Source organism: Enterobacter sp. NFIX59, assembly GCF_900113755.1.
Classification (GTDB): Bacteria; Pseudomonadota; Gammaproteobacteria; order Enterobacterales; family Enterobacteriaceae; genus Enterobacter; species Enterobacter pseudoroggenkampii.
Genome location: NZ_FOQN01000001.1, coordinates 1,597,640 through 1,622,482 on the forward strand (window position 1 = coordinate 1,597,640; position 24,843 = coordinate 1,622,482).

The window sequence follows — 24,843 nt, forward strand, 5'->3', positions numbered from 1 at the left end:
ACCTCAACAATGCCATTTAATGGGGTTTTAAAACGTTGAGTGAGAGATGGGGATACGGGGGGAAATTTTCAAGCGGAGGCCGCGCGCGCAGCCTCCGTTTGGTCAGAAAATAATCTTGTGACGCCCGGCCAGAGAGTGTGACAGCGTGGTGCCGTCCACCATCTCCAGCTCGCCGCCGACCGGCACGCCGTGGGCGATGCGGCTGGCGTCAACGCCGTACTGCGAGCACAGCTCGGCGATGTAGTTGGCGGTTGCCTCCCCTTCCACCGTCGGGTTGGTGGCGAGGATCACCTCTTTGATGGTTTCGGACTCAAGACGCTGTTCAAGGCGATCAAGACCGATATCATCCGGGCCAATACCGTCCAGGGGGGAGAGATGCCCCATCAGCACGAAGTAGCGGCCGGAAAACTGCCCGGTTTGTTCGATGGCGTAGATGTCCGCCGGACTCTCCACCACGCAAATCTGACCGTTTTCCTGACGACGCGGGTTCGTACAGATGTTACACACGTCCTGCTCGGTAAAGGTACGGCAGTCCGCACAGTGACCAATTTCTGACATGGCGCGTGTCAAAGCCTGCGCCAGGCGCATCCCGCCGCTGCGGTCGCGCTGCAATAGCGTAAACGCCATGCGCTGCGCCGACTTCGGGCCAACGCCCGGCAGGCAGCGCAGTGCTTCCATTAACTGCGTGAGCAGCGGACTGGTTTGCATCAGAATGGCATCTTGAAGCCAGGCGGCAGCTGCATACCGCTGGAAACAGAGGCCATTTTCTCTTTCTGAGTTTCGTCGATACGGCGAGCGGCATCGTTAAACGCGGCTGCAACCAGATCTTCCAGCATCTCTTTGTCGTCTTCGAGCAGGCTTGGGTCGATTTCCACGCGACGGCAGTTGTGCGCACCGTTGATGGTCACTTTGACCAGACCGGCACCGGACTCACCCGTGACTTCCAGCTGAGCGATCTCTTCCTGCATCTTCTGCATTTTTTCCTGCATCTGCTGAGCCTGCTTCATCAGGCCACCCAGACCGCCTTTTCCACCAAACATAGGCTTCTCTCTTTTTCACGTTTAAGGATTACAACCGTAAGTCAGACTCACGATCAAATGGGGCGAATACTCTCTTCATCCAGATCGGCGTCGAAGAACCGGCGCAGGGTCTGAATGTTGTTATCCGCAATAATCGCCTCGCGCGCCTGCGCGAGCTTTTCTTCATAAATGGCCTGGCGCCACTCGAGCGGCGTTTTCACTGCCGGATTATCATCTTCAATGATAGTCAATTCAACCGGCGCGCCCTGTAATGTGGCGAGCGCCTCGGCCAGCGCCTTTTGCGCGCCAGGGGAATTGAGGTGTCGCTGGCCCGGACGCAGGTGCAGACGCACCTGATTGCCGTCCTGCTCTTTCCAGGCGTTCAGCGCGACCTGCTCCACCAGCTTCGGCAGCTGGAGTTTGCTGACCTCAGCGGCCCAGGCGTCGCGCGCAATGGACTCTTCGGCAAGCTTCGCGGAAAGCTCCGGCGTTTTCTCATGCTCCAGCGCCTTTTTCAGCGCTTTCGGCGTGGCGACCTCTTCCTTCACCTCTTCGGTGATGGTGGTTGCCTTCCAGCGGTAAGCCTCTTCTTTCACCGGGGCTTTCTGCTCGAGCGCGGACGGTGCCGGACGCGACTGTACGCGCTCCGTTACCGAGGCCAGTCGTTCAAGCGCGGCGTTGTTCACCGGCCGCGCTCTTCCTGGCGCTGCCGGTTCACTCTTTTTTGGTTTGGTTACTCCCTGGGCACGCTGCAGCTGGCTGCGTGCGGCAAGCACCGAACTGGTGGCATCCGACAGCGGTACGTTCTGCTGCGGCGGCGGTGTCGGCTGCTGTGGTACCTGCTGCGGCGACATCACCGCCGTAGGGGCGACCGGCGCGAAAGACTGCCGCGGCACTTCCGGCTCCGGCAATGGCATGCGCGGGTGGAACGCCAGCGCACGCAGCAGCGTCATTTCAACGCCCATACGCGGATCCGGCGCGAACGGTAACTCTTTGCGGCCAATCAGCAGCGTCTGGTAGTACAGCTGCACGTCGGCAGGCGGCACGGTGCGGGCAAGCTCACGCATCCGCTGTTCAATGGTCGCCATATCCGCACCAATGGCGGAGGGAGAAAGCTGCAGCATCGCCACGCGGTGCAGCAGGCTGAGCATCTCAACCAGCAGCCCTTCCCATTCAATACCCCGGGCAGCGGCGGCATTCACCTGCGACATCACGCGTTCGCCGTTGGCGGCAATCATCGCTTCGATAAGCGACAGCGCCTGATCGTCATCCAGCGTGCCGAGCATGGTGCTGACCGCCTCGGTGGAGAGCTTGCCGTCACCGCTGGCAATCGCCTGGTCGGTCAGGCTGAGCGCATCACGCAGGCTGCCGTCCGCCGCGCGGGCCAGCAGCTGCAGGGCGCGCGGTTCGTGGACAATTTTCTCTTCATCAAGGATATGCTCAAGCTGCGCGCGGATCTGCTCAACGTCCAGCGCCTTCAGATGGAACTGCAGGCAGCGCGACAGGATCGTGACCGGCAGCTTTTGCGGATCGGTGGTCGCCAGCAGGAACTTCACGTGCGCGGGCGGCTCTTCCAGCGTTTTCAGCAGAGCGTTAAAGCTGTGGCGCGACAGCATGTGCACTTCATCGATCAGGTAGACCTTGAAGCGGCCGCGCGCCGGGGCGTACTGCACGTTATCGAGCAGATCGCGGGTATCTTCCACTTTGGTGCGCGAGGCGGCGTCGATCTCGATCAGATCGACAAAACGCCCCTGCTCGATCTCCCGACAGTTATCACACACGCCGCACGGCGTGGCGGTGATCCCGGTTTCGCAGTTGAGACCTTTTGCCAGCAAACGGGCAATAGAGGTCTTACCGACGCCGCGGGTGCCGGAAAAAAGATAGGCGTGATGGATGCGACCTAGCGACAAGCCGTTCGCCAGGGCCGTCAGCACATGTTCCTGACCGACAACGTCAGCAAAGGTTTGTGGTCGCCATTTACGGGCTAACACCTGATAACTCATGGGCAGGCTCTGCAACGCTGGAAGGTGAATTTATGGAGGGGAATGCTATCACAACCTCACCCATTGAGCGAGGTTGTGAAAACCGGGATTAGTGACCCGGGAAAGGCACCAGGCAATAGCTGGTAATACCCTGTTTTTCCAGGCGCTGTTCACCGCCGAGATCGAACAGGTTGATGATGAAGGCCGCGTCGGTCACTTCCCCACCCAGACGACGGATCAGCTTCACGGTCGCTTCAATGGTGCCGCCGGTTGCCAGCAGATCGTCGACCACCAGCACTTTGTCGCCCGGCTTGATCGCATCAACGTGGATCTCCAGCTGATCGGTGCCGTACTCCAGCTCGTAGCTTTCTGCGATGGTTTCACGCGGCAGCTTGCGCGGCTTACGCACCGGCACAAAACCCACGCCCATTGCCAGCGCAACCGGTGCGCCAAACAGGAAACCACGGGCTTCGGTACCTACTACTTTGGTAATCCCGGCGTTTTTATAACGCTCGACCAGCAGTTCAATGCTGAGCGCGTACGCTTTCGGGTCTTCCAGCAAGCTGGTGACATCACGGAAAAGAATGCCAGGCTTTGGATAGTCCTGGATGCTTTTGATGCTGTTTTTCAGATATTCAAGCTGCTGTGCAGTTGCGGTCATCGGTTTGTGCCTAAATAAAACAGTGTTACTCACAGCGCGCAACGAGTCGGCCAAGGCAACAATTGTTTAACCTTTGACCAGGCGCACCTGTGCTCGAAAACGGTCGAATTTACTGGCTGCGCGTGATAATTGCAACAGCCATGATGAGGCTTCAGTGCTTTTGTTGCTTTTCATCAACCACGGGGATCCGCCACATAAAGAAAAGCAGGCTGGTCAGGATCGCCAGCAGCAGAATACGTACCCACATCATTTTCACCAGCCATAATGAAATAGCGAAGGTGATGAGGATCACTGCGATCGCGCGCGGCTTCGCGCCGGGCGGCATGGCCCGGTGTTTTTGCCAGTGCCGCAGATAGCCGCCAAACCATGAGCGGTAGAGCAGCCAGTGGTGAAAACGCGGCGACGAGCGGGCGAAGCACCAGGCCGCCAGCAGGATAAATGGCGTGGTCGGCAGTAAGGGTAAAAACACACCCAGCGTGCCAAGCACTACCGCGAGCCAGCCAATGATGATTAAAATAGTACGCTTCATAATGCGAATCGTTATCAAACTGAACGGCTACTTTACCACTGGAGAGCGCCTTGAAAACAGCACTGCTTCTTGAGAGGCTGCAAAATCAGCTGATTGCTCTGCGGGAGCAGGCTACACCGCTAATGGGGCACGCCACGCTGAAGCCGCGCTTTGACCGACAGCTTTTTCGTACCCGCAGCACCGTTATTCAGGATTACCTGGCGGAAGCGCAGACGAATCTCGACGAGCTTCGCCATGCGGTTGAGAGTGAACAGCAGGAACAGGTGGCGTGGCTTGCGGCGCATCTCACCGAGCAGATCACCGCGCTGCATCGCGAAATCGCCGCCTGGCCGCTGCGCGCCTGGGACAGCGCCTCCCCGGGGCTCGGTAAATGGCAGCGCAAGCGGCTGGAGAACCAGGAGTTTGAACGCCGACTGTTTGAGATGAAGCGCGAACGCGAGGTGCGTCTGAACAACAGCGAAACGCTGGAAGAGCAGCAGCTATTGATGCGCGAGATTAGCGCGCTGGAAGGACGCATCGTCCGCTGCAGTCAGGCACTGGATGACATTGAGCGCGTCATTGAACGTTTGACCCGTTAACAGGAGCCACACCCATGTCACTGGAAAATGCACCCGATGAGGTCAAGCTGGCCGTCGATTTGATTATGCTGCTGGAGAATCATGAGATCCCCGCCGAAACGGTGCTTAAGGCACTGGAGATTGTACGGCGGGATTTTGAGGGGAAACTTCCCCCCCACTCTAACCCTCTCCCACAGGGAGAGGGAAAATAGATTAAGCCGGAGTCGGGTCGTCGCCCTTAATGTCGCGCTTCACTTCCGTATGCTCATCACCTTTCTCGTTACGCAGGTGAACCTCAAGCTGGTTGAAGGCGATATTAATATCGTTTTCACGGCACAGACGATCGATAGAACGGTTAAGTTCATCCACCGTGTAGCTGCGGTCACGCAGTTCACGCACGTATAAACGCAGTTCGTGATCCAGCGTACTCGGCCCAAAGGTGGTGAAGAAGACCGCCGGAGCCGGATCGTGCATCACTTTCGGATGCTCAGACGCCGCCTTCAGCAGCACCTCTTTCACCTTATCCAGATCCGATCCATAGGCCACGCCCAGGCGGATCACCACGCGCGTCACCGTATCCGAGAGCGACCAGTTGATCAGACGCTCGGTCACGAACGCTTTGTTCGGGATGATCACCTCTTTGCGATCGAAGTCGGTGATGGTGGTGGCACGAATACGGATCTTGCTGACCGTACCGGAGAAGGTACCGATGGTAACGGTATCGCCGATACGTACCGGACGTTCGAACAGGATGATCAGGCCGGAGACAAAGTTACCGAAGATCTCCTGCAGGCCAAAACCAAGACCGACCGAGAGGGCGGCCGCCAGCCACTGCAGTTTATCCCACGAGACGCCAAGCGAACCAAAGACCGTCATCGCCCCAACAATAATGATCACGTAGTTGAGGATCGTCGTAATGGCGTAGGACGCCCCCTGGCGAAGATTCAGACGTGACAGGAGCAGCACTTCGAGCAGGCCTGGCAGGTTGCGGATCAGCGCCCAGGCCACCACCGACGACACCAGCGCAAACAGCAGGCTGCCCATGGTCACGCTTTTCATGACCGCCGCGCCCGCTTCGGTACCGTTGTATTGCCAGAGGGTAATACTGTCGAGATAGGCGAAAACGGTAATAAGATCGGACCAGATAGCCCAGAACATCACCGCAAACAGGGCGATCATCACCAGCATGGTGATACGCAGCGTCTGCTGGTTAACCTGCTCCAGCGCGATGGTCGGCTCTTCCTGTGGCTCCGCGCCTTCGGCCCCCTCTTTCACCTGATGCTGACGACGCGCAATGGCACGGCGATAGGCGATGCGGCGGGCCGCCACGCTCAGGCCGCGCAGTACGGTCTGATAGAGCAGGTTCCAGACGATCACCAGATAGACCGTTTCAATCCAGCGCCCGGACAGGCGCAGCGTGGTATAGAAGTAGCCCGTTGCCGTCAGCACCATCAGCGCCAGCGGAATGATCGCCAGCACGGTCACGGTGGCCAGACGGATATTGTGGGACTCTTTATCACGCCAGCTGTCGCGGCACATCGGCCACATCAGGATCGCAATCAACAGCAGGTTCAGCAGGATGACCAGCTGGCCCAGCACATCATCCATCAGATGCAGCGGGGAAAGCTCAGAAACAACCGACCAGAAGTGCAGCGGCAGGAGGGCCAGGCTGATGCGCACAATCTGGCGACGCCAGTGGCTGGTCAGCTGCGCAGGCATGTTGAAATGACGCACCGCCACGCCGTCTTTTTCCAGCACCTTCCAGCACACGCCAAACACCAGCCAGAACAGCGCCAGTTTTTTACTGAACGCCCACAGCAGATCGCTGACGTTGAGCTGCATCGTGAGCAGAATCAGGCCCACAGCCAGAATAATCAGGCACACCGGCAGGGCGCGAATGAGATCGATGAGAATCGCTTTTGGCGTATGGAGCTGGCTATCGTTACGCAGTTGCCCCACTTCGGAGGCCAGCTTCGCCTGGTATTTTTTCAGCCAGGCCAGACGCCAGCGGATCAGGCCAGCAATCAGCAGCAGCGGTAATCCCGCCAGCAAGGCAATCGTCACCGCAGGCCAGGCTTTCTCCCAGTTCACGGTGATCTTCATGCTCTTGATCTGCGTTTTAAGCGTCTCAGGGAAGGATTTAATCCAGTCCCAGTCCATCGGTTTGTTGCTGTTTACCCAGAAAATCTGCTGAGTCAGGATCTCCTGCAGACTTTTCGAGACGCTCACCAGCTGCTGCTGGTTGATTTGCAGGTTAATGGCCATCATCAGCTGGTTACCCAGCTGTTTGTTGAGCTGGTCCAGCAGCTCGCGACGCATATCGACGACCTGGAGCAGCGCGTCGTGCACTTCCGGGTTCACGTCGCTGGAATGCCCCTCTTCAATTTTGGCGACAAAGGTATCGCTCTGGAAAAGGGCATCGCGCTGCTGGTTGACGTCAAACTGTTCCAGACGCAAATCCGCGATGCGGTTGGTCATGTCTTCCAGCTCATCAGCGGACGGGAGCGTCTGCTGCTGCTGGTAGAGAATACGCGACAGCAGGAGGCTGCCCTTCAGGACCGCGATCTGCTCTTTGATGTTGCGCTCAGCCTGCAGCGCGCGATCCAGCCAGTTCTTCACTTTGATATTTTGCTGAACCAGTGAGTTACCCTTTTCCGTCGCCTGTATCAGGCGCTGGCTAAGCTGGTGGTTGGCGTCGAGCTCCTGTTTCACCAGCGGATTCGCCTGAATGCGGGCGGTCTCATCAGGCGATACGGCCTCCTGGGCGGTTTTTTCCGTCAGCGTCAGGCGCTTGCTGTTTACCGCCTCCTGCAACAGCTGAAGCTGGTGTTCAAGACGATTAATGTTGGCGGTGACGTAATCGCGCTGTTTTTGCAGGGTGTCCTGCAGCACCGTATTCCCTTCCAGACTTTTACGCTGCTGTTCGATTTGTGCATTGAGCAACGTCTGCTGAACCAGCAGCAGGGTTTGCTGGGTCGGGCGCAGCGTTCCCTCTCCCACCGTCGTGCCATTCAGACGGTTACGGATCTGCTGCAGCTGCTGAGACGCGGAGTACATCAAGTTTTGCACGCGTTCCGGCTGGGTTTGCAGGGAGACAAGCTGGCTGTTATAGGTCGCGAGGTCGGACTGCGCGGTTTGCAGGTCGTCGAGCAGTTGCGCGACGCGCGACTCCAGTTGGCGTAAAGAGAGCGTCGAGAGCGTCTTGCGCGTTTCGGTATCGTTATCGACGTCGCTCAGGGCATTCAGCGATTCCGTCGCCTTGCGCATGTTTTCAGGGGCCTGCGCCACCTTCTGACGAAGCTGGGCGGTATCGGCTTTGACGCGTTCAATTTTATCCAGTGTTTCCAGCGTTTCCGTCAGATCCTGCTGGATGAGCTTATCCTGAGGAGAGAGCTCTTTTTGTTTGTTCAGCGCGTCGAGCTGCGACTGAACATCGCCACGCGAGGGAATGTCATTGCTGTTATCGGCGCGGGCCCAGGTCAGCGGCGCCGTGGCAAAGAAAAACAGCATCGCAAAGAGCAATGCAAAAACAGGATGTTGCGAGCGATTGATGGGCAGCATAGTTGTGAATGATGTCAGAAGATGACCGAAAATAGTCCGGCGTGAAGAATATCACGCTCGCCGGAAGCAGAATAGCGCGAACGTGAGCCTCTGAGATAAATCCTGGAAATGACTCAGGCAGTTAGCGACGGCGCGTCGCTGCGCAGCGTCGGGCAGAGCTGTAGCATTTCCAGTAAAATCGCCACGTAGCTGCGGGCTTCCTCTTTGAGGTCAAAGGATTGCGGGGCAAACAGCCAGTTTTCCATCAGACCTGAAATGTAGCCGCGCATCAGGATAGCCGCCCGGCGGGTCAAGAGATTGGCCGGTAACAGCTTTGCCTGCATACACAGGTTCAGGTTCAGTTCGATACGGTCATAGCTTTCGAGGCTGAGGCTGCGTTGCGCCTGTTGCACCACCGCCATTTCGCCCACGAACTCGCATTTATGATAAATTATTTCCATCATTAATCTGCGACGTTCTTCAACTACCGTCGCTTCAAGGATATATACTAATATTTCTCTCATTACTGAGAGTGGATCATCAGGGAATTTTGCCCGATACTCACTCTCGAGATCGCTAATGCTGGACTCTGAAAGCTCCCAGATTTCACCGAACAGATCTGACTTATCTTTAAAATGCCAGTAAATCGCTCCCCGCGTCACACCGGCAGCCTGAGCAATTTGTGCCAGCGAGGTTGACGAAACACCCTGCTGAGAGAACAAACGTATTGCCACATCCAGAATGTGTTGTCGGGTTTCCAGCGCTTGTTGTTTAGTTTTTCGTGCCATAGGTGGGTGAATTTACAGGAGTCAGATTTACATACATTTGTGAATGTATGTACCATAGCATGACGATAATATAAACGCAGCAACGGGTTTTAGACTCAGGACCCTTGATCAATTTGAAATCGGACACTCGAGGTTTACATATGAACAAAAACAGAGGGTTAACGCCTCTGGCGGTCGTTCTGATGCTCTCAGGCAGCTTAGCGCTAACAGGATGTGACGACAAACCAGCTCAACAAGGAGCTCAGCAGGCGCCAGAAGTAGGCGTCGTGACGCTCAAATCTGAACCTCTACAAATCACCACCGAGTTACCAGGCCGTACAAATGCTTACCGCATTGCGGAAGTGCGTCCTCAGGTTAGTGGCATTATCCTGAAGCGTAACTTCACCGAAGGCGGTGATGTGAAGGCCGGTGAGTCTCTGTATCAGATTGATCCCGCAACCTATCAGGCAAATTATGAAAGCGCGAAAGGCGACCTGGCGAAAGCACAGGCCGCAGCCAAAATTGCCCAGCTGACGGTGAATCGTTATCAAAAACTGCTCGGGACCAAGTACATCAGCCAACAGGATTACGATACCGCCCTGGCAGATGCGCAGCAGGCTAACGCAGCCGTAGTGGCAGCCAAAGCGGCGGTCGAAACCGCGCGCATTAACCTGGCCTATACCAAAGTGACCTCCCCTATCAGCGGTCGTATTGGTAAGTCTTCAGTCACGGAAGGGGCACTGGTGCAGAACGGTCAGACCACCGCGCTGGCGACCGTGCAGCAGCTTGATCCGATCTACGTTGACGTGACGCAGTCCAGCAATGATTTCCTGCGCCTGAAACAGGAGCTGGCTAACGGCACCCTGAAACAGGAAAACGGCAAAGCCAAAGTGGAGCTGATTACCAACGATGGTATCAAGTTCCCGCAGGAAGGTACGCTGGAATTCTCTGACGTGACGGTCGACCAGACCACCGGTTCCATCACCTTACGTGCGATTTTCCCGAACCCTGACAAAAACCTGCTGCCAGGTATGTTCGTTCGCGCGCGTCTGGAAGAAGGAACGAATCCAACCGCCCTTCTGGTTCCACAGCAGGGTGTGACCCGTACGCCACGCGGCGATGCGAGCGCACTGGTTGTTGGAGCAGATGACAAAGTCGAAACGCGCAATATCACCGCCACCCAGGCGATTGGCGATAAATGGCTGGTGACGGAAGGTCTGAAAGATGGCGATCGCGTGATTGTTTCTGGTTTGCAAAAAGTTCGTCCTGGCGCGCAGGTTAAAGCACAGGAAGTGAAATCTGACGATAAACAACAAGCTTCGGCCGCTGGCCAGTCAGAACAAACCAAGTCTTAACTTAAACAGGAGCCGTTAAGACATGCCTAATTTCTTTATCGATCGCCCCATATTTGCGTGGGTGATCGCCATTATCATCATGCTGGCCGGGGGACTTGCGATCCTGAAGCTGCCTGTCGCGCAATATCCAACGATTGCGCCACCGGCGGTGACCATCTCCGCAACCTACCCTGGGGCTGATGCGAAAACGGTGCAGGACACCGTCACTCAGGTTATCGAACAGAACATGAACGGTATCGATAACCTGATGTACATGTCCTCAAACAGTGACTCTACCGGTACAGTTCAGATCACCCTGACCTTCCAGTCAGGTACGGATGCTGACATTGCGCAGGTTCAGGTGCAGAACAAACTGCAGCTGGCGATGCCTTTGCTGCCGCAGGAAGTACAACAGCAGGGTGTGAGCGTCGAGAAATCGTCCAGCAGCTTCCTGATGGTTGTCGGCGTTATCAACACCAACGGCACCATGACGCAGGAGGATATTTCCGACTACGTGGGTGCCAACATGAAGGACGCCATCAGCCGTACTTCCGGTGTGGGTGACGTTCAGCTGTTCGGTTCTCAGTACGCAATGCGTATCTGGATGGATCCGAACAAACTGAACAACTTCCAGCTGACCCCCGTTGACGTGATCAATGCGATTAAAGCGCAGAACGCCCAGGTGGCAGCCGGTCAGCTAGGTGGTACGCCGCCGGTGAAAGGCCAGCAGCTTAACGCCTCGATCATCGCGCAGACCCGTCTGACCTCTGCCGATGAGTTCAGCAAAATTCTGCTGAAAGTGAATCAGGACGGTTCCCAGGTTCGCCTGCGCGACGTGGCAAAAGTAGAGCTGGGCGGTGAGAACTACGACATCATCGCGAAGTTTAACGGTAAACCGGCTTCCGGTCTGGGTATCAAACTGGCGACAGGTGCTAACGCCCTGGACACCGCCACGGCGATCCGCGCAGAGCTGAAGAAAATGGAACCGTTCTTCCCGTCAGGTCTGAAAATCGTTTACCCGTACGACACCACGCCGTTCGTCAAAATTTCGATTCACGAAGTGGTTAAAACGCTGGTAGAAGCGATCATCCTGGTGTTCCTGGTGATGTATCTGTTCCTGCAAAACTTCCGCGCGACGCTTATCCCAACGATTGCCGTGCCGGTTGTTCTGCTCGGGACCTTTGCGATCCTGTCGATATTTGGCTACTCGATAAACACCCTGACGATGTTCGGGATGGTGCTCGCCATCGGCCTGCTGGTGGATGATGCCATCGTCGTGGTCGAGAACGTCGAGCGCGTGATGGCGGAAGAAGGTCTACCGCCGAAGGAAGCGACCCGTAAATCAATGGGTCAGATCCAGGGCGCGCTGGTCGGTATCGCGATGGTACTGTCTGCGGTATTTATCCCGATGGCTTTCTTCGGAGGCTCTACCGGTGCGATTTACCGTCAGTTCTCGATTACCATCGTTTCCGCGATGGCGCTGTCGGTGCTGGTCGCGTTGATCCTGACGCCTGCGCTGTGTGCCACCATGCTGAAGCCGATTCAGAAAGGCGGTCACGGCGAGCATAAAGGGTTCTTCGGCTGGTTTAACCGCATGTTTGACAAGAGTACGCACCACTACACCGACAGCGTGGGCAACATCCTGCGCAGCACCGGTCGTTACCTGCTGCTCTATATCATCATCGTGGTGGGGATGGCGTTCCTGTTCGTTCGTCTGCCAAGCTCGTTCCTGCCGGATGAAGACCAGGGCGTGTTCCTGACAATGGCACAGCTTCCTGCGGGTGCGTCGCAAGAGCGTACCCAGAAAGTGCTGGATGAAGTGACGGACTACTACCTCACCAAAGAGAAAGACAACGTTGAATCCGTGTTTGCGGTTAACGGCTTTGGCTTTGCTGGTCGTGGTCAGAACACAGGTATTGCCTTCGTTTCTCTGAAAGACTGGTCTGAACGTCCGGGAGAAAAGAACAAGGTTGAAGCCATCACCGGCCGTGCAATGGGCACCTTCTCGCAGATTAAAGATGCGATGGTCTTCGCCTTTAACCTGCCAGCGATTGTTGAACTGGGTACCGCGACCGGCTTCGACTTCCAGCTGATTGACCAGGGCGGTCTGGGTCACGAAAAACTGACGCAGGCACGTAACCAGCTGTTTGGCGAAGTGGCTAAGCACCCTGACCTGCTGGTCGGCGTGCGTCCAAACGGCCTGGAAGATACGCCGCAGTATAAAATCGACATCGACCAGGAGAAAGCCCAGGCGCTGGGCGTATCCATCAGTGACATTAATACCACGCTGGGCGCCGCCTGGGGCGGTAGTTACGTTAACGACTTCATCGACCGCGGTCGCGTGAAGAAAGTGTACGTGATGTCAGAGGCGCAATACCGTATGTTGCCAAACGATATCAACAGCTGGTTCGTGCGCGGCAGCAATGGTCAGATGGTACCGTTCTCGGCGTTCTCAACGTCACGCTGGGAATACGGTTCGCCGCGTCTGGAACGCTATAACGGTCTGCCATCGATGGAAATCCTGGGTCAGGCCGCGCCGGGCCGAAGCACCGGTGAAGCCATGAATCTGATGGAAGAGCTGGCGAGTAAACTGCCTTCGGGTATCGGCTACGACTGGACCGGTATGTCCTATCAGGAACGTCTGTCCGGAAACCAGGCCCCTGCCCTGTACGCGATTTCACTGATCGTCGTCTTCCTGTGTCTGGCAGCGCTGTACGAGAGCTGGTCAATTCCGTTCTCCGTTATGCTGGTGGTACCGCTTGGGGTTATCGGTGCGCTGCTTGCGGCAACGTTCCGCGGACTGACCAACGACGTGTACTTCCAGGTAGGCCTGCTGACAACCATTGGCTTGTCGGCGAAGAACGCGATACTTATCGTTGAATTCGCCAAAGATCTGATGGAGAAAGAAGGTAAAGGCCTTATTGAGGCGACGCTTGAGGCTGTTCGTATGCGTCTGCGCCCAATCCTGATGACATCACTGGCGTTTATCCTCGGCGTACTGCCGCTGGTTATCAGCTCCGGCGCAGGCTCCGGTGCACAGAACGCAGTTGGTACAGGCGTTATGGGTGGTATGGTTACCGCAACCGTACTCGCTATCTTCTTCGTACCGGTGTTCTTCGTGGTGGTTCGCCGCCGCTTCAGCCGGAAGAATGAGGATATTGAGCACACGCATTCGGTAGAACCTCACTGATACCGGTTTCACATGATAAAAAGGCCGCATTAGCGGCCTTTTTCATTTTCAGAAAAAATCATAAATTACGCTTATTGTGGTTCTATTTATTTTCTGCCATCTTAAATAGACATATCATAATTAACTGATAACTTAATCGGTGAATTCAGGATTTTTTTAATTTCATTTCTCCGCTTAAGTTATTAGGAATATTCCTAATAAGAAGTTCTTACAAAGATAAGTCTGAATCTGAACTTTTCTCATCATTTTGCTAAGCCGATGAAACGTAAGGAAGCGATAAAGCACCCTCGTTAATTTGGATAAAAAGTTGAGTCCGGGATGACCATTTGCGTACTTGCTCGCATGTCTGCGGTTTTATTTGTAATTTTTCGTAATCGCGCGATGAAATCCAGGAAGGAGTGGCTTATAGTTAGGTTATCAGGAACACAGCACTCATGTAGCTAAGTCAGTTGTATCCATCCCGACAATGATGTTCGGTGAGTAAGAAATCACTCAGAAGGGGATGCGCTATGGACGAGTACTCGCCAAAAAGGCATGATATCGCGCAGTTGAAATTTCTCTGCGAATCCTTGTACCATGACTGCCTTGCCAACCTTGATGAAAGCAACCATGGCTGGGTAAACGACCCAACGTCTGCTATCAATTTACAGTTGAATGAGCTGATAGAGCATATCGCAACCTTCGCACTTAATTATAAAATTAAGTACAATGAAGATAATAAGCTCATTGAGCAAATTGATGAATACCTGGACGACACCTTTATGTTGTTCAGCAGTTACGGCATTAACGCCCAGGATTTGCAAAAATGGCGTAAATCGGGGAACCGGCTATTCCGCTGTTTCGTCAACGTGAGCAGAGCTAACCCGGTTAGTCTTTCCTGTTAAAATTATTACAATTACTAAGGTGAATTTATGTCTGATAAACCACTCACAAAAGTCGATTATTTGATGCGCTTACGACGTTGTCAGTCAATTGACACGCTTGAGCGCGTCATTGAAAAGAATAAATACGAGCTTTCGGATAATGAGCTGGCGGTATTTTATTCAGCCGCTGACCATCGTCTTGCCGAGCTGACAATGAATAAGCTGTATGACAAAATCCCTACTTCTGTGTGGAAATTTGTCCGTTAATCTTTGAAGGGTGTCTGTAGAGTTCTACGCCTCGTTCTCAGTTTTTACCTATCCCGTTATACTCCCTGTGCCCAGGCCAGGTCTCCGTGTAAAACGTGTTTTTCAGCAGCAATGTTGTGACGCCAGTCACATCGGCTTTTCGGGAACGTTCCCCTCCTGGCCTGTTCAGATTACCCTGCGGTAATCACATCCAGCGAGGTTTCCAATGAGCTTAGAAAAACAGAAGATGATTGCCGGTGAACATTATCGTCCCGGCGATGAGACGTTACGGGCCGACCGACTGCGAGCCCGCCATCTGGTCTATCGCTATAACCACACCGCACCTGATGAAAAAACAGAACGCCAGAACATTCTGGCGGAACTTCTGGGACAAAGCGAAGGCGCTTATATAGAACCGAGCTTCCGCTGCGACTATGGATATAACATTTATCTGGGCAAAAACTTTTACGCTAACTTCGACTGTGTAATGCTGGATGTCTGCCCTGTTCATATTGGCGATAACTGCATGCTCGCGCCGGGTGTTCATATTTATACGGCAACCCACCCGCTGGATGCGGAGGAACGCAATAGCGGCGTGGAGTTTGGAAAACCTGTCAGCATTGGCGATAACGTCTGGATTGGTGGCCGGGCGGTCATTAACCCTGGCGTCACCATTGGTGATAATGTCGTGGTGGCCTCCGGCGCCGTCGTGACGAAAGACGTCCCGGCTAACGTCGTCGTTGGCGGCAACCCGGCCAAAATCATTAAAACGCTGTGAGGTTACGGGGAGCCAACTGTTATGGTCTTTTAGCGCCAGACTGTTACTTTTTTCAGCCTGATGGCTCCCCTAAAATTGGCAGACACCCTGTATTGTCAACTCTCATGAAGGCAAAAAATGACCGAGATACAGCGCCTGCTTACCGCCACCATCGACGATCTTAACCTCCGCGAAAAGCGCGACAATCGCCCACGCTTTAGCATTAGCTTTATTCGCAAACATCCTGGACTGTTTGTCGCCATGTATGCCGCCTGGCTGGCGACGCTTATTGTAATGCTGACATCCGAAACGCTGGTGGACTCCGTCTGGCTGCTGGTTGTACTGTTTGTCGTCTTTAACGCCTTTTTCTTTTTCGACGTGAATCCGCGCTACCGTTACGAAGATATCGACGTGCTCGATTTCCGGGTCTGCTACAACGGCGAATGGTACAACACGCGTTTCGTGCCAGCGGAACTGATCGAAAACATCCTGCATTCTCCGGCGGTTGAAGCCGGGCAAAAAGAGAAACTGCAGAAAATGGTCTCCACCAAAGGACAGCTCTCTTTCTATGATGTCTTTAGCCTTTCCCGCCCTGCTGCTGCGTAATGAGCGCCTGCAGACGTCGGATCCCCGGGGCAAACTGAGAAGCAGAGGTATTGCCGTAACCTAAAACCAGACCGGTTTGCCCCTGCTTCGCCTCCAGGTAGTACCCGCTCAGTGCAGCGGGGGCCAGTTGAAACGCCCTCGCCTGCTCCACCAGTTTCTGGTCATCAATATTGTCTATCGCCAGCGTCAGATGCATCCCGCCTTCACCGGCCAGAATACGGTGCGGCGCATGAAGCTCTGCGCCCAGCACCTCCCGCAGCTGGCGATAGCGTTTACGGTAGAGCCGACGCATGGCGGCAAGATGGCGAGCGTAATGACCGTCCTCAATGAACAGCGCCAGCGTGCGCTGTTCGGCACGGTGCCCACCGCGCAACAGCGAGCCGATGGCCGGGCGAGCCGCTTTCGCCAGCGCTGGCGGTAACACCATAAATCCCATCCGGAGCGACGGAAACAGCGTTTTACTGAACGTCCCCAGATACACAACGGGCGCATTGTTGACCATTCCCAGCATCGCCGGTACGGGCTCACCGGCATAACGGAACTCGCTGTCGTAATCATCTTCAATGATCCACGCGTTGTGCTGCCGGGCGAGCTCCAGCAGCGCCAGCCGCCGCCGCGCGCTGAGCACGCTCCCGTAAGGGAACTGGTGCGAAGGTGAGGTAAAAATCAGTGAGGGTGCAGGCGCATCCAGCCCTTCCCAGCACATTCCCTCGTCATCAACCGGTATTCCCGTCATTGCCAGGCCGGTTTTAACAAACGCGCTTTTTGCCCCGCTATAGCCGGGGTTTTCTACCCAGGCGATATCCCCCGGCTCGCTCAACAGCATCGTACACAGGTTGACGCCTTCAAGCGCGCCTTCGGTTATCACAATCTGGCTGGCGTCGCAGTCAATACCCCGGGACAGGGCAAGATGTCGGGCAATCGCGGCCCGCAGCGACGGCTCGCCGGCCGGGTCGCCATACCCTAGCAGAGCATTTCCCTCCTCCCGCATCACGCGATCGTACAGTCGCCGCCACAGCGGCAGCGGAAAATAGTTGATGGCCGGCGTGCCTGGGGTAAACGCCAGAACAGGCGTGTCCCGGGGCACTGGCGCAGGCAGCAGCCCGACCCGTTTTGCGAGCGTGATGGCAGGGTCCGGCATTGTCCGGGTGACGGAACGGTGAGCTAACTGTGCCACCCGCGTTCCCTGGCGATTACGCTGCAAATACCCTTCGAGAGTGAGCTGGTCCAGCGCCGCATTGACGGTATTCCGGGAAAGGGAGAGCTGCTGAGCAAGCGTTCGCGAACCGGAAAGCTGGCTGCCGGATCGTAGCCTTCCGCACAGTATGGCCTCCCGCAGAGCAAGGTAGAGCGCGCGCTGGAGCGTCTCTTCCCCGCGTGTTTTCAGGGCTGCATGGAGCAAGGTATAAAATTCATCACCCGGTATATTCATCTCGCCTCCTCGTGGAACCATAAAAACATAGCGCAGTGGTTCTTTTTAAGGAACCAGCAATTCACTAGTCTGAAGCTCTTTTCAACGTCACGGAAATTAAGATGAAGACATTCAATCAGTTCGGACAGCCGGTGGGCGAAGCGCTTACCGACTGGCAACCCCGTCAGCACCCGTCCCGGGTGGTCCTTCAGGGTCACTATTGTCGGCTTGAACCGCTGCGCGTGGAGCATGCACACGCGCTGTTCTCTGCGTATTCCCTGGCCGAAGATACCCGCAACTGGACGTGGCTACTGCGTGAACCCGATGCCACCGCAGAGGAGTTTGCCGAATGGGTGGCGAGCGTAAGTGAGTTATCCGATCCCATCCACTTTACCGTGATGGATAACCGGACTCAGTCCCCCGTTGGAACGCTGTCCCTGATGCGGATCGATCCTAAAAACGGGGTCGTGGAAGTGGGGCACGTTCACTTCTCTCCCCTGTTAAGCCGCACGCCCATGTCGACAGAGGCGCAATATCTGCTGATGCGGTATGTGTTCGATACCCTGGGCTACCGGCGTTATGAGTGGAAGTGCAATAGCCTGAACGAACCTTCCCGCAAGGCCGCCCTGCGCCTGGGTTTTCAGTTTGAGGGGCGCTTTCGCCAGGCGCTGGTGATAAAAGGCCACAACCGGGATACCGACTGGTTTTCGATTCTCGATAAAGAGTGGCCGACGCTGGCGAACGCCTTTGAACGCTGGCTTGCCACCGACAATTTTACTGCCGATGGCAAACAGAAAAGATCCCTGGAAAGCTGGCGAGAAACGCGCGTCTAGCGTCTTTTTTTACGTCCCTGAACCGCCTTAAAGCGCGGATTGGATTTGCAAATCACGTACAAGCGTCCCTTGCGTTTGACTATCTGGCAATCCGGGTGACGCTGCTTTGCACTGCGTAATGAGTTAAGTACCTGCATGGTTAGCCCCGCTTCGCATTGAGAAAACCGCCAAAACGCTTGCGGAAGCGCGCTGCGCTACCGTCCGTGGAGAACGTTTTCTGCTTACCGGTATAAAACGGGTGCGATTTTGAAGAAACCTCGATGGTGATATACGGATATGTTTCACCGTCGAGTTCAATTTCGCGGTCGGTCTTAATGGTTGAGCCAACCTTGAAGTATTCATTCGCGCTGGTGTCGTGGAAGACCACGGTGCGATAGGCTGGATGGATATTGGGTTTCATCGTCAATCCTTTATGTTTTGTTATAACATAACAAAATAATATCCAGGACAGGTTCTAAAAACAACCCTTCCTTCTGACGATATTTTCTGGTTTACCTGAGATAAAATGAAAACCAGGCCAGCCACGTGCTATAACTATATCATTTCGCGGTAAAATCTTTCTCTTCAGGCAGGGAACTCAGTGCTCAGGAACGGGTATACGAGGAAGGACACGACAGCATGAAAACCCGACATCTGGTCAGTCTCGTGACTGGCGTACTTATCTTTTCCGTGCTGGTCCCCATTTGCCTGAGCATCTGGCTGGCCCATCGCCAGGCGGAAGATAAATTTGTCGATGCGCTGGAAAACTATGCCTCACGCGTGCTGATACGCACCGACAAGGTCGTGGATCAGGCGAAAGAAGCGCTTAATCATCTGCAGGCCTTTGAGGGCGTGCCGTGCAGCCCGTTGCAGTTAAGGGAGATGCGACGGGTCGCTTTTTCGTGGCGATACGTTCAGGAAGTGATTTATATCGACAACCTCAGGCCGCTCTGCTCCTCTCTTGAGCAAACCAGCCATGCGGCCCCTTTCCCCCCGCCGATGCGCATTACCGAAGACGGTTACAGCGCATGGCTGACCACGCAAAACGATCTTGGGTTTCATCGCTACATGGCCGTGCTGGGGCAAGGTCATTACCTTGTCCTGGTCGATCCGGCCTCACTGGTGGATGTCATCCCTTTCGGCGAGATAGCGATTGATGCAGCCCTGGTAGGAAGCACAACATACCGTATCTTCGCCAGCAGCAATACACTCGATCCGCATATCCGTGACATGATCAAAGGTCAGGAGATGACCAGCATACAGTACGACGGTTCAATGTACGTTATGAAGCCTGTACCTGAACTGGGATTTACCGTTGTCGCATGGGCTACGCTCAAACCGCTGGCGGAAACCTGGCACCGGCAGCTGCTTTTATGGCTCCCCTTCGGCGTCCTGATAAGCCTGCTTGCCGCGCTCTTTGTCCTGCGGATACTGCGTCGCATTCAGTCGCCGCGCAACCGCCTGCTTGACGCCATTAACAGCCGCGATTTTGTGGTTCACTATCAGCCCATCGTGGCGCTGTGTAGCGGAAAAATTGTCGGCGCAGAAGCACTGACGCGCTGGCCGCAGCCGGACGGAAGCAGCCTCTCGCCTGATATTTTTATTCCTCTTGCCGAGCAAACCGGGCTTATCTCCCAGCTGACGCAGGTCGTTATCGAAAAAGTGTTCGAGGATATGGGCAACTGGCTGCACCTTCACCCCGATCAGCATATCTCCATCAACCTCGCCCCCGCCGATTTGACCTCCGGCACGCTGCCGCCGCTGCTGAGTCACTTGCTGAACAAATGGAAGGTCCACCCGAGCCAAATCGCCCTTGAGGTCACCGAGCGCGGCTTTGCCGATCCCAAAATCAGCGCGCCGGCTATCGCCGCCTTCCGCCGTTCGGGGCACCCTGTCTATATAGATGATTTTGGTACGGGCTATTCCAGCCTGAGCTATCTGCAGGATCTGGATGTCGACACGCTAAAAATTGATAAATCGTTCGTGGATGCGCTGGAGTACAAAAACGTGACGCCGCACATTATTGAAATGGCGAAGTCGCTGCAGCTGGCGATGGTTGCGGAAGGCGTCGAGACCGCCGGGCAGCTCGCCTGGCTGCACCAGCACGGCGTGCAGTACGGACAGGGCTGGTACTACAGCAAAGCGCTGCCGAAAATGGAATTTATCCTTTGGGCAGAGAATAACCTCGGCACGCACGCTACTTAAGATAGGATTTGATCACCTGCAGCACCACGCCAAGATCGGCTTCACGCTGCGCTTCTTCAGGTTCTTTCACCACATGATCGGTTAAATGCCCTTCGATCACCTGCATCATCATGCCGTTGACCGCCCCGCGGATCGCCGCCAGCTGCTGTAACACCTCGGCGCATTCGTGATCGCTGTTCAGCATTTTCTCCAGGGCGTTGCTCTGCCCCTGAATTTTCTTCAGCCGAGTCAGTAACATTTTCTTGTCGCGAACGGTATGTGACATCTCTCTATCCCTTATTTTTGGCTTTTAAAGCATAACACGCTCTACTCCCCCTGAGTATTTTTCTACTGGGGGGTAGTATTAGACTACTGGGGGGGAGTAGTATTTGCAGACATTTTCCACGCCGGAATCCCCCATGACCGATTTTGCTTCACTCCTGCAGCAGGGTAATGCCTGGCTGTTTGTTCCCAGCGCCATCCTGCTCGGTGCGCTGCATGGCCTGGAACCGGGCCACTCAAAGACCATGATGGCCGCTTTTATCGTGGCCATCCGCGGCACGCTGAAACAGGCGGTACTGCTCGGCCTGGCGGCCACGCTCTCCCATACGGCGGTGGTCTGGCTCGTTGCTATGGCGGGATTATGGTTTGGTCGGGGCTGGGATGCGCATACGTCCGAACCCTGGTTCCAGCTGATCTCCGGGGTGTTGATCGTTGCGATCGCCCTGTGGATGGCGTGGCGAACCTGGAAAGAGAGCCAGCCACACGATCATCACCATCATCATCACGATCATCACCACCATGACCATCATCATGATCATCACCACCACGAACACCCGCTGGTTGAAGAGGAGTGGCAGGATGCCCACCAGCGCGCGCACGCGCAGGATATTAACCGCCGTTTTAGCGGTCAAAACGTCACCACCGGACAGATCGTCATGTTTGGCCTGACCGGCGGGCTTATCCCCTGCCCGGCCTCCATCACCGTTCTGCTGATCTGCCTGCAGTTAAAGCATTTTGCGCTCGGCGCAACGCTGGTATTCAGCTTCAGTATTGGTCTGGCATTAACCCTGGTGGCTTCAGGCGCGATTGCCGCCTTGAGCCTCAAACATGCGACAAAACGCTGGCCCGGATTTAGCGAATTTTCCCGTAAAGCGCCGTGGTTCTCCGCAGCGCTGATTACCGCGGTAGGGATTTATATGAGCCTGCACGGTCTGAGCGGCATTCTGAGGTAAGCGTGCGGCCACGCCGTGTGGCCGCCTCTCCTGGTCAGTTAAGGATTTTGCTGCCAGCTAAAGGTGTAGCGAAGCTGGCGTTTCTGCAGAATGAATTCCGGTGAAACGCTGGGGCTCCAGGAATCGTCGCCGCCCACGCCCATATGGAACGCATCGAGGTTGAGCCAGCACCCCGGCTCTTCCCGCAGCAAATGGTGATGGGTTGTCTCCCGCAGTTGCTGCTGGCTGTAGCGGCTCACCGAGAAATGGAACCTGCCATTCAGCTGATGCGTTCCCAGCACAAGTTCGCGGGTATCGCAGCGCAAACCATTTTCCGTCGGGAAGATATACGGCGTGTGCATCTCCACCAGGGGTAATGTCCAGCGTCCCTGCTGCGCCGCCAGCTTTCTGTCCGGGTAGTTTTCATGCGGCCCCAGCCCCAGCCAGGAAACATTTTCCGGCGTTTCGGCGAGATGAACGCTCAGGCCAATCCGTGCAGGTTCCGGAATATCAGACGCCATATCGACCTGAATATCGCCGTGCAGATCGCCCCGATCGTCCACCCGCCAGACTTTACGGCTCAGGAACAGCGTTTTGCCATGATACTCCCCGACGTGGAGGGTGGTGACCACGACTTCGCCCGCATGCTGCTCTGCCTCACAGCGCAAAACGCGTAAAGTGAGATCGTACATGCCCGCCGCTTTCCAGCGTTCAACCCAGGCATTCGGATCGATCTGCGTCGCTTCACTCACGCCAATGTCGTTGTCCAGCGGCGCACGGCTGACGTTATCCGTCAGAGGTGAAAGCAGCGTTTCAACGCCATTTCGCCACCATTGGGTCAGGTTTCCGGATGCGCGATCGAACTGCCAGCGCTGTTGACCATGCGCGATCTCCAGGATGCGATCGCTTTGCGTTAACACCGGCGGCTCGCCCGCCGGGACTAACGGAGCAATAAAGAGTGGAGCGGGAAGCTGCCACTGATCCCACGCGCAGCGGTGGTCTGCCGGTGACCACGGCGTTGCCCGCGGCTGGCGTACTTCAACATTCAGCCAGACTTCCCCCGGCTCGGCTTTCAATTCTGGCAGAGCGATCTCCAGACGCTGAGCGCCTCCAGGGGCTATCGCCAGCGTCACCTCGCCCGAAGCCAGCACCTCTCCGTCCCGGGCAACCGCCCAGCTCAGCACTTCGTTATCGGTACAGCGGAACAGGTAGCCGCTTTGCACCTCAATCACCAGCGGAGAGGTGCTAACCCGCGTAAAGATAAAGAACTGCTGGGCGCGCTGCGCCTCGTACAGCGCCGGGTGCGGCGTGCGATCGGGGAACACCAGCCCGTTAAGACAGAACTGTCGATCGTTCGGCTTATCGCCAAAGTCCCCGCCGTATGCCCAGAATGTATTGCCCTCTTCATCTTGCTTCGTCAGAGCCTGATCGACCCAGTCCCAGACAAATCCCCCCTGCAACCGAGGATGGCTGCGAAACGCCTGCCAGTATTTCGCGAACCCGCCGAAGCTGTTCCCCATCGCGTGGGCGTATTCGCAGAGGATCAGCGGGCGGGTTTCATCCGGCATGCCGATCCATTTTTTGATTGACCATTTAGGCACTGCCGGGAACGGCTGATCCTGATCGACCCGGGCATACATCGGGCAGACAATATCCGTCGCCGCCGTGTTCGCGCCGCCGCCTTCATACTGCACCGGACGCGTCGGATCCGTGGATTTCACCCAGCGATACAGCGCGTCGTGGTTTGCACCGTGCCCGGACTCATTGCCCAGCGACCATATGATAATTGAGGGATGATTACGATCGCGCTGCACCATACGGGTCACGCGCTCGCTCATGGCGGGCAGCCAGCGCGGATCGTCAGCGAGGCGGCTCATCGGCACCATGCCGTGGGTTTCGATGTTGGCTTCGTCAACAACGTACAGCCCGTAGCGATCGCAAAGCCGGTACCACAGCGGATGGTTCGGGTAGTGCGAGCAGCGCACGGCGTTGAAGTTGTGCTGCTTCATGATCTCGATATCGCGACGCATCGTCGCTTCGTCCATCACCTGGCCGTTTTCCGGATGATGCTCGTGCCGGTTAACCCCGCGGATCAGCAGCGGTTTTCCGTTGAGCTTCAGCAGGCCGTTGCTGATTTCAACGCGGCGGAAGCCGACATCGCAGGCTTCCGTCTCCAGCACGTTGCCCTGCGCATCCAAAAGTGCGATCGTCAGGCGATAAAGCTCCGGGGTCTCCCCACTCCATAACGCGGGGGCTGTAACCGGGATCGCCGCCGTTAACCGCTCGGCCCAGTTGCCGCGTTCATCCACAATGGCAGAGCCTGACCGTTGGGTGGTGCCGCCACAGCGTTCACCGTTGCGCCATAGCGTTATCGCCACGTCGCACTCCGCGTAGTCAGCGTCTGTTAGCGCGACCTCGACTTTCAGCGTCGCGCGGTCCAGCTCCGCATTCAGATCGGTGACCACATGATAATCCGCAATGTGCGTCTCCGGCTTATGCAGCAGGGAGACATCGCGGAAAATGCCGCTCATGCGCCACATGTCCTGATCTTCCAGATAGCTGCCGTCGCACCAGCGCAAGACCATGACCGCCAGGCGGTTCTGCCCGAGGCGTAATGCCGCCGAGAGGTCAAATTCGGCGGGCAATCGACTGTCCTGGGAATAGCCTATCCACTGCCCGTTGCACCACAGATGGAACGCCGAGTTCACGCCATCAAAAATAATTCGGGTTTGCCCGCTCTGCAGCCAGGCATCATCCACATCGAATGTGAGCGAGTAACAACCGGTCGGGTTTTCCTGCGGCACAAAAGGCGGGTTGACGGGGATCGGGTAGGTGACATTGGTATAGATGGGCGTGTCGAACCCCTGCATCTGCCAGTTAGACGGCACGGGCATCGCAATGGCATCCGCGCAATCTTCTGTTACCCATGCCTGAGGAACCTGCTCCGGCGCTGAAAAATAGCTAAACCGCCAGATCCCGTTGAGGGAGCGCCTGCTGAGGGAACCAGCGTCATCTCTGGCGGAAGATTCATTACGCCAGCTGTGCAACGGTGCGTGTGCGGCCAGACGGTTCCACTGGGTAACGCCGGGGTTTTCCCAGTCCCGACGGGCCAGGATGTCGCTGAGGGTCAGCGAAGGTGTATGAGACATATCAACCTCTTTGCGAAGCGCT

Annotated in this window: 23 protein-coding genes and 1 other annotated feature; of the genes, 11 read left to right on the plus strand and 12 right to left on the minus strand. The window is 55.9% G+C overall.

The features are described 5' to 3' along the window. Positions 1-102 precede the first annotated feature (102 nt). The 5 genes from recR to BM007_RS07815 form a co-directional block, all read right to left on the minus strand. Positions 103-708 carry a recombination mediator RecR gene (recR, locus tag BM007_RS07795; RefSeq protein WP_008499298.1) on the minus strand — a complete coding sequence of 202 codons (606 nt, stop codon included), beginning with the start codon at positions 706-708 and terminating at the stop codon, positions 103-105. Then, positions 708-1,040, minus strand: coding sequence for a YbaB/EbfC family nucleoid-associated protein (locus BM007_RS07800; RefSeq protein ID WP_003858972.1), 333 nt, complete (start codon positions 1,038-1,040; stop codon positions 708-710). Before BM007_RS07800 ends, recR begins: the two co-directional genes overlap by 1 nt. Before the next feature lie 53 nt (positions 1,041-1,093). Next, positions 1,094-3,022 (minus strand): DNA polymerase III subunit gamma/tau, encoded by a 1,929-nt coding sequence (dnaX, locus tag BM007_RS07805; RefSeq protein ID WP_048991477.1) that lies wholly within the window; start codon positions 3,020-3,022, stop codon positions 1,094-1,096. Then, positions 1,700-1,764 (minus strand) — a sequence feature (DnaX frameshifting element). It overlaps the preceding gene by 65 nt. An 88-nt stretch (positions 3,023-3,110) precedes the next feature. Further along, positions 3,111-3,662 carry an adenine phosphoribosyltransferase gene (apt, locus tag BM007_RS07810; protein ID WP_006176947.1) on the minus strand — a complete coding sequence of 184 codons (552 nt, stop codon included), beginning with the start codon at positions 3,660-3,662 and terminating at the stop codon, positions 3,111-3,113. Positions 3,663-3,813: 151 nt separating this feature from the next. Beyond that, a complete protein-coding gene (locus tag BM007_RS07815; protein WP_090417986.1) occupies positions 3,814-4,191 on the minus strand; it encodes a DUF454 family protein in 378 nt (125 codons plus the stop codon). Between the two features lie 50 nt (positions 4,192-4,241). On the opposite strand from BM007_RS07815, the gene priC reads away from it, so the two are divergent. Both priC and rsmS read left to right on the plus strand, forming a co-directional pair. Continuing rightward, complete coding sequence (priC, locus tag BM007_RS07820) at positions 4,242-4,769, plus strand: primosomal replication protein N'' (protein WP_090417989.1); 528 nt, start codon at positions 4,242-4,244, stop codon at positions 4,767-4,769. A 14-nt stretch (positions 4,770-4,783) separates the two neighbouring features. Next, a complete protein-coding gene (gene rsmS / locus BM007_RS07825) occupies positions 4,784-4,960 on the plus strand; it encodes a pleiotropic regulatory protein RsmS (protein WP_048991481.1) in 177 nt (58 codons plus the stop codon). A gap of 1 nt (position 4,961) precedes the next feature. Here the strand turns inward: rsmS and mscK are convergent, their stop codons facing one another. Both mscK and acrR read right to left on the minus strand, forming a co-directional pair. Then, the gene (gene mscK, locus BM007_RS07830) at positions 4,962-8,309 is read right to left on the minus strand and encodes a mechanosensitive channel MscK (RefSeq protein ID WP_061715857.1); all 3,348 of its coding nucleotides are present in this window, start codon (positions 8,307-8,309) and stop codon (positions 4,962-4,964) included. A gap of 113 nt (positions 8,310-8,422) precedes the next feature. Then, positions 8,423-9,076: a multidrug efflux transporter transcriptional repressor AcrR gene (acrR, locus tag BM007_RS07835; protein WP_090417992.1), complete on the minus strand. Its 654-nt coding sequence runs from the start codon at positions 9,074-9,076 to the stop codon at positions 8,423-8,425. A 140-nt stretch (positions 9,077-9,216) separates the two neighbouring features. Between acrR and acrA the strand changes: the two genes are divergently transcribed. From acrA to BM007_RS07865, 6 genes are all read left to right on the plus strand, one after another. Beyond that, entirely contained in the window at positions 9,217-10,410 is a 1,194-nt protein-coding gene (acrA, locus tag BM007_RS07840; protein ID WP_024906847.1) for a multidrug efflux RND transporter periplasmic adaptor subunit AcrA, read from the plus strand. Positions 10,411-10,432: 22 nt separating this feature from the next. Then, positions 10,433-13,579 (plus strand): multidrug efflux RND transporter permease subunit AcrB, encoded by a 3,147-nt coding sequence (acrB, locus tag BM007_RS07845; protein ID WP_024906846.1) that lies wholly within the window; start codon positions 10,433-10,435, stop codon positions 13,577-13,579. Positions 13,580-14,088: 509 nt separating this feature from the next. Further along, complete coding sequence (tomB, locus tag BM007_RS07850; RefSeq protein WP_008499288.1) at positions 14,089-14,463, plus strand: Hha toxicity modulator TomB; 375 nt, start codon at positions 14,089-14,091, stop codon at positions 14,461-14,463. A gap of 27 nt (positions 14,464-14,490) precedes the next feature. Next, entirely contained in the window at positions 14,491-14,709 is a 219-nt protein-coding gene (locus tag BM007_RS07855) for an HHA domain-containing protein (protein ID WP_010428174.1), read from the plus strand. Positions 14,710-14,914: 205 nt separating this feature from the next. After that, positions 14,915-15,466, plus strand: coding sequence for a maltose O-acetyltransferase (gene maa / locus BM007_RS07860; protein WP_090417995.1), 552 nt, complete (start codon positions 14,915-14,917; stop codon positions 15,464-15,466). Between the two features lie 117 nt (positions 15,467-15,583). Next, the gene (locus BM007_RS07865; protein ID WP_024906844.1) at positions 15,584-16,051 is read left to right on the plus strand and encodes a YlaC family protein; all 468 of its coding nucleotides are present in this window, start codon (positions 15,584-15,586) and stop codon (positions 16,049-16,051) included. Here the strand turns inward: BM007_RS07865 and BM007_RS07870 are convergent. Continuing rightward, complete coding sequence (locus BM007_RS07870) at positions 16,023-17,483, minus strand: MocR-like pyridoxine biosynthesis transcription factor PdxR (RefSeq protein WP_090417998.1); 1,461 nt, start codon at positions 17,481-17,483, stop codon at positions 16,023-16,025. The two genes, BM007_RS07865 and BM007_RS07870, sit on opposite strands and share 29 nt — an antisense overlap. Positions 17,484-17,584: 101 nt before the next feature. Between BM007_RS07870 and BM007_RS07875 the strand changes: the two genes are divergently transcribed. Next, positions 17,585-18,295, plus strand: a complete 711-nt coding sequence (locus BM007_RS07875; protein WP_090418001.1) for a GNAT family N-acetyltransferase — start codon at positions 17,585-17,587, stop codon at positions 18,293-18,295. Here the strand turns inward: BM007_RS07875 and ykgO are convergent. Together ykgO and BM007_RS07885 are read right to left on the minus strand one after the other, a co-directional pair. Next, positions 18,292-18,432 carry a type B 50S ribosomal protein L36 gene (gene ykgO, locus BM007_RS07880; protein WP_003859006.1) on the minus strand — a complete coding sequence of 47 codons (141 nt, stop codon included), beginning with the start codon at positions 18,430-18,432 and terminating at the stop codon, positions 18,292-18,294. The genes BM007_RS07875 and ykgO overlap by 4 nt on opposite strands. A 2-nt stretch (positions 18,433-18,434) precedes the next feature. After that, complete coding sequence (locus tag BM007_RS07885; RefSeq protein ID WP_006176933.1) at positions 18,435-18,695, minus strand: type B 50S ribosomal protein L31; 261 nt, start codon at positions 18,693-18,695, stop codon at positions 18,435-18,437. Positions 18,696-18,913: 218 nt separating this feature from the next. Between BM007_RS07885 and BM007_RS07890 the strand changes: the two genes are divergently transcribed. Beyond that, positions 18,914-20,479, plus strand: coding sequence for an EAL domain-containing protein (locus BM007_RS07890; protein ID WP_090418004.1), 1,566 nt, complete (start codon positions 18,914-18,916; stop codon positions 20,477-20,479). Here the strand turns inward: BM007_RS07890 and BM007_RS07895 are convergent. Then, positions 20,472-20,744, minus strand: a complete 273-nt coding sequence (locus tag BM007_RS07895) for a metal/formaldehyde-sensitive transcriptional repressor (RefSeq protein WP_024906840.1) — start codon at positions 20,742-20,744, stop codon at positions 20,472-20,474. The two genes, BM007_RS07890 and BM007_RS07895, sit on opposite strands and share 8 nt — an antisense overlap. A gap of 133 nt (positions 20,745-20,877) precedes the next feature. Between BM007_RS07895 and BM007_RS07900 the strand changes: the two genes are divergently transcribed. Next, a complete protein-coding gene (locus tag BM007_RS07900; RefSeq protein WP_090418007.1) occupies positions 20,878-21,693 on the plus strand; it encodes a nickel/cobalt efflux protein RcnA in 816 nt (271 codons plus the stop codon). A gap of 38 nt (positions 21,694-21,731) precedes the next feature. Here BM007_RS07900 and BM007_RS07905 read toward each other — a convergent pair whose 3' ends face one another. Further along, positions 21,732-24,821: a beta-galactosidase gene (locus BM007_RS07905; RefSeq protein ID WP_090418010.1), complete on the minus strand. Its 3,090-nt coding sequence runs from the start codon at positions 24,819-24,821 to the stop codon at positions 21,732-21,734. Positions 24,822-24,843 lie beyond the last annotated feature (22 nt).